The sequence below is a fragment of the Bradyrhizobium sp. CCBAU 45384 genome, from assembly GCF_028128665.1.
Taxonomy (GTDB): domain Bacteria; phylum Pseudomonadota; class Alphaproteobacteria; order Rhizobiales; family Xanthobacteraceae; genus Bradyrhizobium; species Bradyrhizobium manausense.
This window is the reverse complement of sequence record NZ_LBIZ01000109.1, coordinates 1-15,996: the sequence shown is the minus strand read 5'-3', so window position 1 is coordinate 15,996 and position 15,996 is coordinate 1. Positions and strand designations below refer to the sequence as shown.

Here is a 15,996-nt window from a genome sequence, read left to right as displayed (position 1 = left end):
GAGAGCTCAGGTGGTGAGATGAGCGGGGATGCGCACATGTCGGCGCACTACATCGACAAAAGCGGGGTCGCGCTTAGCGGCCCAGACGGCGGCTACGTGGCCGATGAACCAGAGGACCAGACCCGCGAGCCAGAGCCGCAGCCCCAGACCCAGGGTTGCCGCAAGCGTGCCGTTGACAATCGCAACCGACCGCGGCGCGCCACCCATCAGGATAGGCTCGGTGAGTGCGCGATGAACAGGCACAACATAGCCTGTGACAGGTTCATCCATCAGATCACCACGCCACCGCCGAAGGAGAAGAACGACAGGAAGAAGCTTGAGGCCGCAAACGCGATCGAAAGACCGAACACGATCTGGATCAGTCTGCGGAAGCCGCCGGAGGAATCTCCGAATGCGAGCGTGAGCCCGGTCACGACGATGATGATGACCGCGATGATCTTTGCGACCGGCCCCTCGACCGACTGCAAGATCTGATTGAGCGGCTGCTCCCACGGCATGTTCGAACCAGCCGCCCATGCGGGCTGAACTGCCAAAAGCATGGTGCCGTAGGCGGCCAACGATGTACCTCGAAGAAAACGAAATTGCTGACGCATGTCAGTCTCCTGCTGTTGAAAGGCTGTAGTCACCGGTGGCGCCCAGCCCTGAGACGGTGGCGAGTTCAGCGAGGCGGCGGTCAGCGCCGCGTCCCGCCAGCACGGCGACGAGGTCGATGGTCTCGGCGATCAGGGCGCGCGGAACCGTGATGACGGCTTCCTGGATGAGTTGCTCGAGCCTCCGCAGCGCGCCGAGCGCTGTCCCAGCATGGATGGTACCGATGCCGCCGGGATGGCCGGTGCCCCAGGCCTTGAGGAGGTCGAGTGCTTCGGCACCTCGGACTTCGCCGATCGGGATGCGATCAGGACGCAGTCGGAGGGACGAGCGGACGAGATCCGACAGCGTCGCCACACCGTCCTTGGTCCGCAGCGCAACGAGATTGGGCGCCCTACACTGTAGCTCGCGGGTGTCCTCAATCAGCACGACCCGATCGGAGGTCTTCGCCACCTCGGCCAGAAGCGCATTCGTCAACGTGGTCTTGCCCGTCGATGTCCCGCCAGCGACTAGGATGTTCTTCCGTGCGGCGACCGCGTTCTGCAGGGTCTTGGCCTGCTCCGAGGTCATGATGCGCCTGGTGACGTAGTCGTCGAGCGTAAACACGGCGACGGCGGGCTTGCGAATAGCAAAGGCCGGTGCTGCAACGACCGGAGGCAAGAGTCCTTCGAAGCGCTCACCGGTCCCGGGCAGTTCGGCCGAAACCCGTGGCGCACCGGCGTGCACCTCGGCGCCCACATGATGTGCAACCAGGCGAACGATGCGTTCGCCATCCACGGCCGACAGAGTTTCGCCTGTGTCGATCAGGCCGCTCGACAACCGGTCGATCCACAGACGCCCATCCGGATTGAGCATCACCTCGATGATCGCCTCGTCTTCGAGGTAGCCGGCAATTGCGGAGCCGAGCGCGCTACGCAGCATTCGCGCACCGCGCGAACTCGCCTCCGATTGAATGGAATGGATTGCCACTGTTCGCCTCCACCGAGTGAGAGCGTCCACAGACGGCCCTCAGATGGGGATGATTAAGAAAGGCACCAACGGACTTGGTGCAACAATGGCTTTCAGTGATCGTAGATTTGCGTAGAAAAAGAAAGACTAAGAACTGATCTCTGAAGCCTACCCAGTCGCAATGCGAGTTACTGCTCACCACTCCGCACCATCATCCGCGGGTATGAGGACCACCGAATTCTCATACGAGCTCACTGACTCGACAACATTGAAAACATTAGCAGGCACGAAAAGCGCTATGGGCCTCATCCGTAGAGCTAGGTATCGGCCCCAAGGCAACGCGAACCAGACCAACGCCGCGATCTGCAGCGCTATGTTGACGCCGAACGCGACCTGATAGGCTTGGAGGGTCCTATGGCCATCATATGCAGACCATTGCTCCAGGATGAGGCCTGTCGCGTATTGTGCCAGAAATGCCCAACCAAAATGCAAGACGTTCAAAGCGCCGTTGGCACGACCAGCAAGCTCCGACGGAAAGTAATCCGCTATCACCGCGAAGCTGACCACCGTTGCCGTTCCGACAATTGCGACAACAGACCAGGGCAAGATGGATGGCAGAGGCGCTCGCAGGATCAAGGCAAACTCAGCTGCGATAAATAACACTGCAACCAGCGCCAATACTGTCTCCGCCCTGATTCCCCTTCGTTGGATGCAATGGACCGTCATACCGAACAACCAGGCACCACAGCTCAAGACGATCGACATCATGAAAAGCTGTCTGACGAGACTTGCGCGATCAAGCCCCTCCACGTCGGTCAGCCACGGCGATGCCCACAATCCCTGCAGGGACCAGGCCGATCCAATGCAAGTCGCCGACAACGGGGCCATTCGCCAAAAGCGCCGATCGCCGAAAACTGAGCTAAGGGTCGCGGGGGTTGACGCCATCGATGAGACGGTGCCTCGTTCGGGCACCACAACATAGATGAGAGCGGCCGTCGCGCCGGTAGCGGCCGCCAGGATCTCAAAGAGCTGCCGCCAGCCCATCCAAGTCAGCAGATATTCGACGGGAGCCGTGGCGGTGACTGCTCCAAGCGAGCCCAACATGATCATGTAGCCATTAAGCAAGGCAACTCGCCCCCTCGGGAACCATAGGATGATGGACTTCAGTCCTGCCGTCAGCGCCGCCGCCACGCCAAGCCCGATCATTGCACGAGCGATCAAAAGGGACAGGAAGCCTGTCGATACTGCGAACAGTCCGGCGCCCACTGCTGCGATCAAGAGCAAAACACTCTCGACGCGACGCGGACCAAAGCGGTCCAACAATATGCCGACGGGGATCTGAGCCGCCGCGAAAACAAGGAAATAGACTGACGTAAGCAACCCGAGATCGGCAGACCCAAGCCCGGTATCCGAGCTGAGATGACTGGCGATCAAAGCATTGATCGTTCGAAACAGATACGAAAGATAGTAACCAGCAGCGAACGGTAGAAATACGCGCGCGGTAAGACGCCATGCTCCTGGAACTTGCATGCTGGCCCTTCTTGCTCCTCAGCTCATTCGAGCCGATAGCGTGTCCAGCTCTTTGAGGGCCTAGCTAAATTGCTGCGATCGTGGGCTGGCGTAGAAAAAGAAGGACCGGCGAAATGCCTACATGGTTCAATCAAGTTTCTTCGGCCCGTTCCTGACGGCCGATATCTTCTGGAATCTCGCGGAGAAAGCTTTGCCCTTTTTGCAAGCGACGCCCAAGCGCCTCGACAAATCCTTCGAAGCGCTCCCGACCCTTTGCCTGCGCTGCCGCCTGCGCGTCATTGGGCAGTGGCGGCGTGATCGTGAGCCAGAACCGTATGAAGAGCGCCAAGCTTTCGGCCGTCAAACCTACGTCGCGCTCCAACCTCTGCATCTGACGCGACAGCCGATCGAGGCGCCGGGTGAACGCTGCCTCCCGCCTATCCGCTCCGTCGGGTGAAAGAAAAGAGGCGACCGCAGCTTCCACGATGGCGGACCGGGAAAGCCTCTTGCGATCGGCGAGCTCCGAGATCTGCTTTAGCAGCTCTGGCGGGAAGTAGACGTTCATCCTGTCGCGCATATTGCTCAGAGCTCCATCCCGTCATTAGGATCCATGGCGACTTGGCGCGCGACACCGCGCATCTGCTGGCGTATGAGCCGGGACTGGCGGACCGCGTCCTCGTCATCGTCAAGCACGGCGGCAAATTCCTCGGCTGGCGTTGGCTCGCTCGTTTCCTTGGCGATCGCGACGTGATCGGGGAGTTCGGGCTCACGACGAAGTCCGCTGTTCGCCGTGTCTCCCTCGGCCTCCGCGGCTCTTTCAGTTGGACTCCCCGCCGGCTTTGACGCTCCGAACGTTGACCATCCGTCCGTTCGCGATGACCGGCCAGCCGTCGCTGGATCAGGCGGCGACAGTACCCGCTCTGTGAATCGCCGATCCTCGTAGTAGCGGACCTTCTTCGCCCGGATCGGAGCCGTCCCCGCCACCATGACGATTTCATCCATCGGCGGAAGCTGCATGACCTCACCGGGGGTCAAGAGCGGCCTTGCCGTCTCCTGCCGCGAGACCATCAGGTGCCCCAGCCAAGGGTTCAACCGGTGCCCGGCATAGTTCTTCATCGCCCGCATCTCGGTCGCCGTGCCCAACGCGTCGGACACCCGCTTGGCGGTCCGCTCGTCGTTGGTCGCAAAGCTAACGCGGACGTGACAATTGTCGAGAATTGCGTTGTTCGGCCCATAGGCCTTCTCGATCTGATTGAGCGACTGCGCGATCAGAAAACTCTTGATGCCGTACCCGGCCATGAAGGCGAGCGCGGACTCGAAGAAATCAAGCCGCCCAAGTGCGGGAAACTCGTCGAGCATCATCAGGACTCGATGCCGGCGGTCGCGGGCGTGCAAGTCCTCGGTCAGACGCCGGCCAATCTGGTTCAGCACCAGGCGGATCAGCGGCTTGGTTCGAGAGATATCCGATGGTGGCACCACGAGATAAAGCGTCGTCGGGCGGCTATCTGCGGTCAGATCGGCAATTCGCCAGTCGCAGCTGCGGGTCACCTGGGCGACAACAGGATCGCGGTAAAGACCGAGGAACGACATCGCCGTGGACAGAACGCCTGAACGTTCATTCTCGGATTTGTTGAGGAGTTCGCGCGCCGTCGAGGCGACCACGGGATGGGCGCCCTGCTCGCCAAGATGCGGCGTTGTCATCATCGCCCTCAGCGTCGCCTCGATCGGCAATTTCGGATCGGACAAGAAGGCGGCGACCCCGGCCAAAGTCTTGTTTGCCTCGGCATAGAGGACGTGGAGGATGGCGCCGACCAGGAGCGAATGACTGGTCTTCTCCCAATGGTTCCGCTTGTCGAGGGAGCCTTCGGGGTCGACCAGGACGTCGGCCACGTTCTGGACGTCGCGAACCTCCCATTCCCCGCGCCGGACCTCGAGCAGCGGATTGTAAGCCGAGGATTTCGGGTTGGTCGGGTCGAACAACAGGACGCGGCCATGCCGCGAGCGGAAACCCGCGGTCAGCTGCCAGTTCTCACCTTTGATGTCGTGCACGATGGCCGAGCCCGGCCATGCCAACAACGAGGGAACGACGAGTCCGACACCCTTGCCGGACCGGGTGGGAGCAAAACACAACACGTGCTCCGGCCCATCATGGCGGAGGTAGTCGCGATCAAGCTTGCCCAGCACGACGCCGTCCGGACCGAGAAGTCCGGCCGCTCGAACCTCCTCCAGACCAGCCCAGCGCGCCGAACCATAGGTCTCGACATTTTTGGCTTCACGCGCCCGCCACACCGACATCCCGATCGCCGCCGCGATCGAGGCGAACGTCCCGGTCGCCGCGATGAAGGCCCCCTCGACAAAGATCTGAGGCGCATAGGCATCAAAGACGAACCACCACCAGAAGAAGATGGGCGGGTAGTAGACCTTGAAGCCCGACAGTTCGAACCAGGGCCGCCCGAGCTCCGGCTGCCAAGCGAGCCGCCAAGCCGTCCACTCGGTTGCACCCCAGATCGCCAGTAAAACGATCAGGCCGACGACGATCACCTGTCCCCAGAGGATTTTGGTTCCGGACATGCTGAACGCCCTTTCGCAATTTGAATTGGAGAGATTGCTAGAGGCCGAGCTCGCGCTTGCGACCAAAGCCCCATTCGATGCCACCGCCGTCCTTCACTAGGCCGGTGACGTGTTGGCCAAACTTTTTCTCGAGCTCACGCGACCAGGGCACGAGCTGGAAGCCGAGCCCGTTGTCGATCATGGCGAAGCGTCCCGAGGTGAGCGTCAGCCGCTGGCGATACGTGCCGGCCACATGCTCCCCGGAGACGACGTTCATGGGAAGCAAGCCGGTGTCAGCCGAGACTTTCGCGGCCACCTCGGCGAGTTCACGTCGGCGCAACGTGTTCAGCAGATCACGCTGCAAGATGATGCGTTGCCCCTGCCGCCGCGCCAGGCCTTCCTGGATCAGATGCTCGGTACGGGCTTCCATGGCGTCGCGAGTCTCGCGGCCGAAGCCGCCCATGGCGAGCGGCATGGGGTCGCGTTCGACGAGCCGGTGGTCGAGCCAGGTCGCGCCCTTCGCGGTGACCTGCTCGGCAAGATCGAGATCGGAGCGGATCGCCAGCACCACGGTCGGCCGCGGATCGGCGGCCTGACCGAAGCGTCGGATTTCGACGATGCCGCCGATCGGCGGTGCGCGCTCGAAGGCCTCGACGCCTCGAAAGCGCACATGGTGCGCCCGTCCGTCCGTCCCGTCGATCAGGGCATAGGCCTCGCCGGTCAGTTCGTCATGCAGTCCACGGTCGACCAGTCGTCCGACAATCTGGGATGTCGGCTGTCCGCCCTCGATGACGAAATCGGCAACGCCGCGCGCTTCCCCACGCTCGGTAAAGGCCCGGTGCATGGTCTTGAGGATATCGCCGCGCATGCCGAGGTCGCGCAACCTACGCTCAGCCTCAAGCCCGATCATCCACTCCCCCGACCCAGCGGATGCCGCAAGGCCCATTTTCTCCAAGTGCTGAAGGCGGCCGATCATCAGGCGCCTGATCTCGGGATCGGATTTGCCGGGATTCTCCGGCCGAAGATCGATGTAGCCGGCCTCATCAGCCGCCAGCCGGATCTCCCGATCGAGTCGGGTCCATCGTTCCGCCGTGACTTCCCTCTCCAGCGAATTGCGGATTTCGTGCTCCGGTTTAGGGCCCAGTTCGATAGCGACCAGTTCCTCGGCGCGTGAGCGCAGGCCTTGGCTGATGTAGTCGCGGGAGATCACGAGATCCGACCCTTCCTCATCTACTCCCCGAACGAGAAGATGGACGTGAGGGTTGTCGGTGTTCCAATGATCGACCGCCACCCAATCAAGCCGCGTGCCGAGATCGGTCTCCATCTGCCTGGCGAGATCGCGGGTGAAGGCCTTCAGATCGGTCATGTCGCCGGCATCCTCCGGTGAGACGATGAACCTGAAATGATGCCGGTCGTCCTTGCACCGCTCCGCGAAGGCCGCGCTATCGGCGCGGTCGCTGCCGGCATCGAACATCTCGGCCCGCTCCCCGCTTCGGGTCACGCCGTCGCGCTTCAGATACGAGAAGTGGGCGCTCAGGGGCGCTGAACGGAAGGCTCGTCCTTTGTGCCGGACAACACGCGCCTTCACCACGACGCGACGCGTCGGGCTGAACAATCGGGCACGGCTAAAAGACAGCCGGCCGCGACCAAACGTCGAACGTCCATAGGCTACCGAACGCCTGCCGGCTACGGTCCGACCCGAGGTGTGTCCTGCTTTCTTCGCGGCGCGAAGAACCTGGTTGATGAAGCTCTTTGGCTTTGGCGCAGAGGTGGTGCGGATGCGCCCGGGTCGAATACGCAGATCGCTGTCGCGAACGGTCATGGCCGGGCCTCGAAGAGCGCAAACGCGCCTACAATGCCGAAAAGGTCCTTGATTGCATTGTCAAAACCGCAAGGCGCGGCACGCGCCCCGACCGACCGGCACGCCAGAACCCAAGCCATGCCAATGGCTTGCGGTTCGACCGGCGAGCCCCTTTTATCTCGCCGTTCTGCCATCGTAAAAGTCCTGCACATCTCTTCCATAGTGTGTTCTCGTTCCATTTCGGGTTCTCTGCTGCTGTGGAGGATTTCCGATGGCGCCTCGTCGTTCGTGGTCAAAGGCCAACAACCCCTATTGGTCGTCGTACGTTGAGAGCTGGTATCGCGGCAACCAGGATGCTGAGGAATATTGCGGCCGGCGCAAGCTCTCGATGGCAACGTTCGAGCGGTAGGTGCACCATCTGGTGAGTCCGGAAGACCTAAGCAAACGCGCGGAAAAAGCAGCGGAATTTGTGTCGAAAGACGGCAGAACGTCAGCTCAGTAAGGGGGAGCCGAAGCGCCGTAAGAAGCCCTCTCGCTATCGCTACAGCGTGAGCACGGACTGCGGTCCGATCGCCCTTCGAGCGTTCTGGAGCATGCATGCTGAGGCGATGAACTGGAGCGGCATGGGGCATGCGGAGTATGCCGCAGCGCTCGGCCTTTCGCTCTATTCGCTGCGGATCTGGTGCAACCGGCTCGAAGAAACCGGCGACGAGATGGACTGGCGATTGTTGCTTCATCCGAGTGCCCGGGCTCAATTAAGCAGCGCTGCTAATTGCGCGCGACGCAAATATCGCTTGACTCCGGAAGCGGTGGACGCGCGGTTGAACCGGCGTCGGTTCAACGACGAGCAGAAGCAGGCGACCGTGCAGGAGACTGAGTGGCCCGGCGTCAGTGTGGCGCAGGTTTGCCGCCGCCATGGCGTGGCCACCAGCATGGTGTTCCGCTGGCGGGGCGAGTTCAGCCTGACCGCTCGCAAGGCAGCGCAACTGGCGACGGTGACGCTCGCCGACGCTGCGGAAAATGAGGTGCCGGCGCTCGCGGCCTTGCATGATCTTGTAAAACCGCCGGACGACATGATGGCGATCGAACTGGAAGATGGACAGCGTGTGTTCGCGCTGGCGGGCAGCAGTCCGACCGCGGTGAATCGGCAGATCGCCGGTAGGGAGACAGCATCGTGATCGTCATCCCGGCGGGCGTGAAAGTGCATCTGGCGCTCGGCTACAGCGACATGCGCAAGGGTCTCGACGGACTCGCGACACTGATCCAGGAACATCTGAAGAAGGATCCGTTCTCGGGCCATCTCTTTGTCTTCCATGGCAAGAATGCGTCGTTCCTGAAGATACTGTTTTAGGACGGCACGGCGCTGTGCCTGTTCACCAAGCGCATCGACCGGCGAAACTTTTTCTGGTCGCGCGTGGCGGATCCTGGTGGCTCGGTGACGCAGACACCAGCGCAACTCGCGATGTGGCTCGAATAGATCGCCCATACGCCATCAGATGGCGAACCCGCACACTTGGTCATTGCGATACTCCCAAGTTCGATCGAGGGACGAACATGCCAATTGGCTGGGGAACCATGTGCGAAATATCGGGCGCCGAGATTGCGGCCGTGACGCCGCCCGACGGCATGAGCGCCAGCAAACGACCGCGCGTCTTCATGAGATCGGATCGCGTGACGAACAACGTCGCAGTTGCTGCTGACCGTCCGCTGGACGTCCATCTCGGCGGCAGTTCGATGGCAAGCAGATTTGCAAGCTTTGCGACGTATGCTCGCGTCTCGTCTGGCAGGGAACCGCCTGCGAGATGCTCTTCATAGCGAGATGGTCCCGCGTTGTACGCGGCAAACACGCCAGGCGAGCCATACCGATCGAGCAGTTCGCGCAAGTACGCCGTGCCGGCCAGAATGTTGTCGTGCGGGTCGTAGGGGTCGTTGTCGAGATTGTAGCGCTCGCGAAGTTCCGCCCAAGTCGCCGGCATGATTTGCATCAGGCCCATTGCGCCTTTTGGCGATCTGGCGTGCACGTCACCAGCACTCTCGATGCTTTGGACTGATCGGATCCAGTTCGGCGCAATCGCAAACCGTTGTGAGGCTTCAGTGATGAAGCCCTCAAACGATTTAACGGTCTGACCGATCGCCGGACGTCCAGCTGATGCGCTCTGGGCCGAAGCAGCAGTGTCGGACGTGATCAGAAGAAACATCAGGGGCGCCACAGCACAAACGCGCGTGCCTAATCGACCCCAGCACGCTGTCGGGCTCGCGCCAGCCTTGCAAAAATTGCTCGCGACGGAGGAATGATCCCGCAACCGATCGAACAAGGGAATGCCGAGGAGAACACGTCGAATACGCACGATCACTCCTCCCAAGTCCATACCGGCATCGCACGCCCGATCACGCTAGACGCCGGAAGAAATCCAAAATACCGGCCATCAAGAGAGTCGTCCGACTGCCAGTTCATCAGAAACAACTCGCCGTCACCGACGACGCGGCAGCCTTGCCATTTCGGCAGCGGCCTGCCTCGTCTGTCGCGATCCTTCGCCTCGCCCACCGCGACGTCGTCGACCGAAATCGTGAGGCCGGTTCTGCAGACCGTCTGCCCGGGCAGCGCCAGGACCCGCTTGAGCATGGGGACGCCGCCCGGCAGATAACCGTTCAAGTCGAGAAAGGTCGCGAGCGGCTCTGGAGGCTGAATGGCGACCAGCTCGGTCACGTGGAACCGCTTCGTCGCCCGTAAGCTGTAGAGACCGATTGGCACGCTCGCCGATGCATTCCAAATGTAAAGCGGAAGCGGCTCAAGGACGATCGTCGCGATGAGCGCAGCAGCAGTCCCAGACGTCGCGGCCACTATCTTCAAGCGGCCTGTCATCGCATCACCCTTTGGCGATAGAGCCAAGCCTGATGGCGTGCCTTCGTGTAGGAACGTGGGTTTTCGTTGACGGACAGGCGGTTATGAACGTGATGCCAATGATCGGGCGCAACATCCGCCGGATCGATGCCGAGTGCCTCAACGGCATCGGTCATTTGCAGCACTCGCTCGACCTTCGGCCAGCCTGACAGCCGCAACAGAATCTCACCGCCGGGTGTCACATAAGGAACGGTCGAGCAGCGCTGTCCCGGTGCGACCGCGCGCAAGATGTCGATCCGCGAGATGATCGTGCCAAAGTCGTCGGACGTCCAACGGACGAAGGCAAAGATGCTGCCTGGTGCGAATGACAAGACGCGCCGATGGCTATCTAGCTTCCGTTCCTTGACAACGTGACCGAACCGAATGCGGTTTTCGATGCGCTTCTCGAGCCACAGGACCTCCACTTCGGTCAGGTCGCTCATGCCGCCGCTCCCCGAAGCCCGAACTGGGATCCGTGAACTTGGCATTCGGCGAGGAGCGTGTGCGGCTTGCAAAGCCAAACAGGACTGGCGACCTGCGGCCGGTCGCCTCCAACGCAGCTTTCGGCTTGGTGCGTTAGAAGAAATCCGAAGGATTTCTGGTTAGCCGGGGTACTGACCGGTGTCCCCTCGCCGGCGGCGTTGCGGCGATGATGCTTCGCAACGATTCGCGAACGGAGAGCGCGGTGCGGCCCGGGGGTCGGCGGTGGAGGCGAACGATGGACTTCTATGCAGGGCTCGACATGTCGCTGGAGGCAACGAATATTTGCGTGGTGGACGGCGACGGCAAGGTCGCGCGGGAAGCGAAACTCAACACCGATCCGGACGCAATCGAGCTGTTCCTGGCCGAGTGGGGCATCCACCTGAAGCGCGTCGGGCTGGAAGCGTTCTCCTACTCTGCCTGGCTGTTCACGGCGCTCGCCGAAAAGGGCCTCCCTGTGACCTGCATCGAGACCCGGCATGCCAAGGCGGCACTGAACGCGATGCTGAACAAGACCGATCGCAACGACGCCAAGGGCATCGCGCAAATGATGCGAACCGGCTGGTTCCGTGCGGTCCATGTCAAATCGGAGGGCGCGCAGACGCTGCGGGCGCTGCTGGTCGGACGCAAGGCGCTGCTCGGTAAGGTGCTGGATATGGAGAACATGATCCGCGGCCTGTTGCGCCCGTTTGGCCTCAAGGTCGGTGAGATCTCGATGGGCCGCTTCGACGCGCGGGTGCGCGAGATCATGGCCGGGACGAAGGATTTGGAGGCCATCGTCACGCCGCTCCTGGACGCCCGCGGCGCAATGCGGCTGCAGCTGGCAAAGCTGCAGCGCCTGGCGCTGGCGGCGGCGCGCAGCGACAACGCTGTGCGGCGGATGATGACCGTGCCCGGTGTTGGCGCGCTCGTGGCGCTGACATTCCGCGCAACGGTCGACGACCCGGCGCGCTTCAAGAAGTCGACCAATGTCGGCGCCCATTTTGGCCTGACGCCACGGCGCTACCAGTCGGGACAAACCGCTCGCATCGGCAGCATCTCCAAATGCGGCGACGAGCTGACGCGGGCGATGCTGTACGAGGCGGCGATCGCGATCCTGACGCGGATCCATAAGAACTTTAAGCTGCGGCTGTGGGGCCTGCGGCTGGCCAAGAAGAAGGGTCTGAAGGGCGCGGCGACCGCGGTGGCGCGCGCGCTCGCCGTGCTGCTGCACAAGATCTGGACCGACGGCACCGCGTTCCGGTTTGGCGCCGGCGGCAAGCGCGGCCGGGTCGCTGCGGCGATGTAAGGGCCTCCGCGACCCGGCCGCTTCCACGCGCGCCTTTTCCTTCCGCCACGGCGGAGCGGCGTCTCCCGGGGAGACAGGGATTTGGGTGAGATCGCAACTTTTCTTGCCGGCGGCTTCATGCAGACGTTTGAAGCCAACAAGCACGGCGCTGGTTAGCCTGACCGCCCATTCCTCAAATTCCGGCTTGTGGTGGCCGTCGTGCCAACCACGGATGTTAGCGAGTTCTCCTCGACGAGCGAGCGGCCGCAAGGGAAAGCGACGAACGTGATGCGGTGATGCCGGTGCTGGTGATCGCGAAGACTTGCGCGCGATCACGTTTGCGCGCGTGCCTTGGCGACAAGAATCGCATTGCAGCGAAGCTTTGCGCGTGCGAGAGTGGATGCATGAGGCGTTCTCGTTGCACGCGCAGCCGACTTGTTCACAACGTGCTGATTCACAACAAGAAGTTAGTGTCAGTATGTTAGTAAAGTTAAAGCAGCCGGAAAGCGCGGAGAAACAAGCTCTTAAGCTCGACTCCGGTCCCTGATAGCACGAGGATCGGGTCCCTGATAGCACGAGGGTTGCGGTCCCCGATAGCACGAGCTGATTCACAGGTTGTCCTCCGAATTCGGAACGAGACCCCGTCGGCGCAGGCGTGCCGTTGACAGATCGACAGGCGTAGGCGCGAAGTTCAGCCGCTCGGCGCCGTGAGGATCGCGCGTGAGCACGAGCTGATAGCCGGGCAATGCCTGGCGCTGGACGATCTGACGGACGTCGTACGCAAAATGCTTGAGCGGCGAGAGGATGCCGGACTTGGCATGAAGGTGTACAAGATCAAAACTCCAGCCACAGTCCTGCCGACCGCCATGCTTGCGCACAAGACGATAAAGCCAGCGCTCGAGCCCGCCCATCAGGTCGAAATAGGCGCGATCGATCGTCAGCACGAGCGCGTCATCGATGACGCCGGCGTAGAACCAATCCGGCAAGATCAGCTCGAGCCCAAATGGGCGACCATTTGCATCGGCCGTCTCCTTCCATTCGTTGATCCAGGAGAAGCGATGCCGCCGCCGTTCTGCTGGCTGGCGGATCGACGTCAGCACCGTCGTCGACTGCAGTCTGTCGAGACCCGCCTTCAACCTGTCATAGTCGCGCGCGCTGGTGCCGCGGCCGACGAACGTTAGAATCTCGTAAGGCGTTGCAGCCATCAGACGCGACGTCTTCAAGCCGGCGTCACGGGCTTCGACGATCTGGGACGCAGCCCAAATCAAAACGTCTGCATCCCAAATGGTCGCCATGCCGCGTTCCGGAACAGCTTCGACCCGAATTGAGATCGCGCCGGCGCGGAAATCGATCGGCACGATCCGCTTCGTTTTTGCGAGCGAGAAGAACGGATAGGCCATTAGATCCTGCGCATCGCGCGGCGCGAGATCGCCGGGCAGCGCCCGGAAGAGCTCAAGCTGGTCGCGCTCGGAATGGTGTTTGCGCCGCATAGTCACTGATCTCACGCTGACATCAGCGACGTTCCTGACCTGCGTAGGGACGCAGGGCCGGATGCTTCTTGGCGGGCAGCACGGTCCCTTTGCCGGGATCTGACGTCGACGTCTTGGCGCCACGGTCAGCCCAAGCTTTCAGGTCATCGGCGGCGTAGACAACACGGCCGCCAATCTTCCGATACGTCGGTCCAGTACCGTAGGTCCGGTGCTTCTCGAGCGTGCGACCGGACAGGCCAAGATAGCGCGCGGCCTCAGGTGTACGCAGGAATCGCGGGGGAAGATCGGCCATCGAATCGGGCATTTGAGAACTCCAAGTGGACAGCACACCACGCTTGGCTAGGCCGGCGTGGGTGCGGTCATCATGGAGGAGAAAGTCTTCGGAGAGGGATGCTGAATATGGAGGGAGCGGTTTTCGGCACCCCTTGGGGACTGCGCTATTCGTCCCTGCGCCCGGGCCGCAGAATTTTGCGGTAACCACCGCGCATCAACGCGATGCCGGCTTGCACCAGGCGGATCGTCCGATTGCGCACATCGTGGGTCTTCCAAGCGCGATCGGGGACGCGACTATTGCCGGACAGTACTTCGGCGATAACGCGATAGCTTGCGTCCGCGCCGTGCGCCTCGAGCGCAGATCGCAGCCCTCAAGCGGTCGTTTCGATAGTTGATGAAAGGCTGGCGCGCGTCCATTAATCGAGCGCCACAGCCGCCGGGCTGCATAGGCGCGCGGTTCTATATCGCCGTCAAATGGCAGCTCGGCCGCATATGACCCGCCGAGCATCGGCGTCTCTTTGGACCAGACACGGTGATCTACCGCGGCGATGCGAAGCAGGGCATGCCAGCCGTTGACAGCGCGGCGCATTTGGCCAGCTGTAAGGTCGAGCAGTGGCTGAGCCGGCGACCTGCTGTCCTTCCCGTTGCGACTTTGACCGGAACGACCGCCGCTAAACCTCCGGCGCCCAAAGATCGTCTGCTCGTCGAAGGACCTCCGCGGGTCATGGGCGGAAGCAGAGGCCACCTCCGCCTGGATTCTGGTGTCGCCTTCCCATCGGGACTGTTGGCGATCATCGCCTCAAGGTCGCGTCGATAGTCCGCTTTGCGACGAAGACATTCCCAGGCGATGTCGTGCCCTTCCGCGTCTTGTAGGCTCTTGTAGGAATCCGGCGACCGCCAGTCGAATTCAGGCATTGCTTCCGCCCCATTGCACGCAGCTAGTGAACGAGGCGGTTGTAGGAAGTCGCCACTTTGGCAGCACGTGGTGCTCCGGAATGACCACCGACTAACAAAAGGAAATAGTTCTTCCTGCAAGTCGTCAGCCGACGATGTTCTTCTATTGAGCAGGCGCCGCGTAAGAGCCGCCCTTGCTCAGCCACCCATCTGGCACGAGCAAGATGACTCTGATATTCGCGCCACGCACGGTCCGGCTCTCGGTCGGGCTCCAGATGCAAGACCACTTGAGCCACTTCGCCCTACTCGCCCCCTCACCGTCGGCCGTGCAGAAGGCGAACGTACGTGGCGACATGCTCTTCGTCATAGGCCGTCAATGTCGGCTCGTTCGGCGCACTGTCAGCTACGTCTGGATTTGGGGATGGCTTCTGCATCATACCCGCTTTTAGAACGCCTATAAGCTACGCCATGGTCTCCGTTGCCCGTTGGAATCCTGGATATTCCTTCGGTAGACACGACGGCCGAGTTCGGTCGCGCACGTAGCGTCGTCACATCCTATAGCATGTTCGGAAGGAATAGAAACGATCGTTCCAAGAACGATCGTTCCGGTCGGTTTCCCCTACCGCCATGTATCTTAAGAGATCATGGCTGTGACTCTGCGTCGGAAACGCCACGATCTACAAATGCCGCAAGATGAGCTGGCCGAGCGTGCGGGTTTAATCGCCATTATGTCGGCGCCATCGAGCGCGGCGACGCATCAGCGAGCGTTACCGTGCTCGGCAGATTGCTGAAGCATTAGGGGGCGATCCGGGAGACCCGCTCAAAAGGGCTGCGCGGCTTAGCAAATCGTAATCCGCACCTCAGCCCGGCCGCGAAGTGCCCCGCCCGGCGAACCGGGCGGGGCTTGATTGAGCGAGCTTACTCCCCGTTCTTACGCGGCCGCGACCAGAGGAGCGTGTAGCCTTCGCCGCTTTCGTCCTCGAAGAGGTTGGCATAGATCGGAGCGTTGAACGAGGGATCGTCAAGCTTAAGCGAGAGGTAATCCCGGCCCTCCTCGGAGCGCTTCGACCAAGCGGCCCCGATCTCGGCCCGGCCCACGTAGATGCGGTAGCTGGGGGCGTTGTCGTTTGAGCGGTTCGTCTCGGCGACGATACGGACGCCCTTAGCTTGCAGGCTCAAGGTGACAATCTCGCCCTGGAAATCGTTACCGACCTTCTTGAAAGAACCGATGTTAGCCATGTCACTTCTCGTGCGCCAGGAGTGCCGGGTGGGATCCGGCACGCGCACTCAATGCCCCCGCAGGGTGGGAGACCCT

Annotated in this window: 19 protein-coding genes and 1 pseudogene; 4 read left to right on the top strand and 16 right to left on the bottom strand. The window is 61.8% G+C overall.

Annotated features, from left to right (window positions below; all coding sequences use genetic code 11):
- Positions 1-6 precede the first annotated feature (6 nt).
- From XH80_RS19775 to XH80_RS19745, 7 genes are all read right to left on the bottom strand, one after another.
- Positions 7-270, bottom strand: a complete 264-nt coding sequence (locus tag XH80_RS19775) for a VirB3 family type IV secretion system protein (RefSeq protein WP_271600000.1) — start codon at positions 268-270, stop codon at positions 7-9.
- A complete protein-coding gene (locus XH80_RS19770) occupies positions 270-593 on the bottom strand; it encodes a TrbC/VirB2 family protein (protein ID WP_271599999.1) in 324 nt (107 codons plus the stop codon). Before XH80_RS19770 ends, XH80_RS19775 begins: the two co-directional genes overlap by 1 nt.
- A gap of 1 nt (position 594) precedes the next feature.
- Positions 595-1,509, bottom strand: coding sequence for a P-type conjugative transfer ATPase TrbB (trbB, locus tag XH80_RS19765; protein WP_271600168.1), 915 nt, complete (start codon positions 1,507-1,509; stop codon positions 595-597).
- Between the two features lie 222 nt (positions 1,510-1,731).
- Positions 1,732-3,066, bottom strand: coding sequence for an MFS transporter (locus XH80_RS19760; RefSeq protein ID WP_271599998.1), 1,335 nt, complete (start codon positions 3,064-3,066; stop codon positions 1,732-1,734).
- A 130-nt stretch (positions 3,067-3,196) separates the two neighbouring features.
- Positions 3,197-3,622 carry a CopG family transcriptional regulator gene (locus XH80_RS19755; protein ID WP_271599997.1) on the bottom strand — a complete coding sequence of 142 codons (426 nt, stop codon included), beginning with the start codon at positions 3,620-3,622 and terminating at the stop codon, positions 3,197-3,199.
- A gap of 5 nt (positions 3,623-3,627) precedes the next feature.
- Positions 3,628-5,616 (bottom strand): conjugal transfer protein TraG, encoded by a 1,989-nt coding sequence (locus XH80_RS19750; RefSeq protein WP_271599996.1) that lies wholly within the window; start codon positions 5,614-5,616, stop codon positions 3,628-3,630.
- Positions 5,617-5,653: 37 nt separating this feature from the next.
- The gene (locus XH80_RS19745; protein WP_271599995.1) at positions 5,654-7,417 is read right to left on the bottom strand and encodes a relaxase/mobilization nuclease domain-containing protein; all 1,764 of its coding nucleotides are present in this window, start codon (positions 7,415-7,417) and stop codon (positions 5,654-5,656) included.
- 250 nt (positions 7,418-7,667) lie between these two features.
- On the opposite strand from XH80_RS19745, the gene XH80_RS19740 reads away from it, so the two are divergent.
- The 3 genes from XH80_RS19740 (at position 7,668) to tnpB (ending at position 8,747) form a co-directional block, all read left to right on the top strand.
- Complete coding sequence (locus tag XH80_RS19740; protein ID WP_271599994.1) at positions 7,668-7,805, top strand: hypothetical protein; 138 nt, start codon at positions 7,668-7,670, stop codon at positions 7,803-7,805.
- Between the two features lie 184 nt (positions 7,806-7,989).
- Positions 7,990-8,574 (top strand): transposase, encoded by a 585-nt coding sequence (locus XH80_RS19735; RefSeq protein ID WP_271599993.1) that lies wholly within the window; start codon positions 7,990-7,992, stop codon positions 8,572-8,574.
- On the top strand, positions 8,571-8,747 hold the full coding sequence (gene tnpB, locus XH80_RS44025) for an IS66 family insertion sequence element accessory protein TnpB (protein WP_442868656.1): 177 nt from the start codon (positions 8,571-8,573) through the stop codon (positions 8,745-8,747). The genes XH80_RS19735 and tnpB overlap by 4 nt, the downstream gene beginning before the upstream one ends.
- Before the next feature lie 166 nt (positions 8,748-8,913).
- On the opposite strand, the gene XH80_RS19725 is transcribed toward tnpB, so the two are convergent.
- From XH80_RS19725 to XH80_RS19715, 3 genes are all read right to left on the bottom strand, one after another.
- Positions 8,914-9,594 (bottom strand): lytic transglycosylase domain-containing protein, encoded by a 681-nt coding sequence (locus XH80_RS19725; RefSeq protein ID WP_271599992.1) that lies wholly within the window; start codon positions 9,592-9,594, stop codon positions 8,914-8,916.
- A gap of 152 nt (positions 9,595-9,746) precedes the next feature.
- Complete coding sequence (locus tag XH80_RS19720) at positions 9,747-10,259, bottom strand: S26 family signal peptidase (protein WP_271599991.1); 513 nt, start codon at positions 10,257-10,259, stop codon at positions 9,747-9,749.
- Complete coding sequence (locus XH80_RS19715) at positions 10,256-10,720, bottom strand: DUF2840 domain-containing protein (protein ID WP_271599990.1); 465 nt, start codon at positions 10,718-10,720, stop codon at positions 10,256-10,258. The genes XH80_RS19720 and XH80_RS19715 overlap by 4 nt, the downstream gene beginning before the upstream one ends.
- A gap of 275 nt (positions 10,721-10,995) precedes the next feature.
- Here XH80_RS19715 and XH80_RS19710 point away from each other — a divergent pair, with 275 nt between their 5' ends.
- Positions 10,996-12,045 carry an IS110 family transposase gene (locus XH80_RS19710; protein ID WP_271599989.1) on the top strand — a complete coding sequence of 350 codons (1,050 nt, stop codon included), beginning with the start codon at positions 10,996-10,998 and terminating at the stop codon, positions 12,043-12,045.
- Positions 12,046-12,632: 587 nt separating this feature from the next.
- On the opposite strand, the gene XH80_RS19705 is transcribed toward XH80_RS19710, so the two are convergent.
- From XH80_RS19705 to XH80_RS19680, 6 genes and pseudogenes are all read right to left on the bottom strand, one after another.
- On the bottom strand, positions 12,633-13,514 hold the full coding sequence (locus tag XH80_RS19705; protein WP_271599988.1) for a replication initiator protein A: 882 nt from the start codon (positions 13,512-13,514) through the stop codon (positions 12,633-12,635).
- Positions 13,515-13,536: 22 nt separating this feature from the next.
- Positions 13,537-13,818 (bottom strand): helix-turn-helix transcriptional regulator, encoded by a 282-nt coding sequence (locus XH80_RS19700; protein WP_271599987.1) that lies wholly within the window; start codon positions 13,816-13,818, stop codon positions 13,537-13,539.
- 133 nt (positions 13,819-13,951) lie between these two features.
- Positions 13,952-14,095, bottom strand: coding sequence for a DNA -binding domain-containing protein (locus XH80_RS19695; RefSeq protein WP_271600167.1), 144 nt, complete (start codon positions 14,093-14,095; stop codon positions 13,952-13,954).
- 229 nt (positions 14,096-14,324) lie between these two features.
- Positions 14,325-14,702, bottom strand: a complete 378-nt coding sequence (locus XH80_RS19690; RefSeq protein ID WP_271599986.1) for a transcriptional regulator domain-containing protein — start codon at positions 14,700-14,702, stop codon at positions 14,325-14,327.
- Positions 14,703-14,857: 155 nt separating this feature from the next.
- Positions 14,858-15,115, bottom strand: a pseudogene (locus XH80_RS19685) (DUF2285 domain-containing protein); the annotation flags it as partial.
- Between the two features lie 484 nt (positions 15,116-15,599).
- Positions 15,600-15,920, bottom strand: a complete 321-nt coding sequence (locus XH80_RS19680; RefSeq protein ID WP_271599985.1) for a DUF736 domain-containing protein — start codon at positions 15,918-15,920, stop codon at positions 15,600-15,602.
- Between the last annotated feature and the right edge of the window lie 76 nt (positions 15,921-15,996).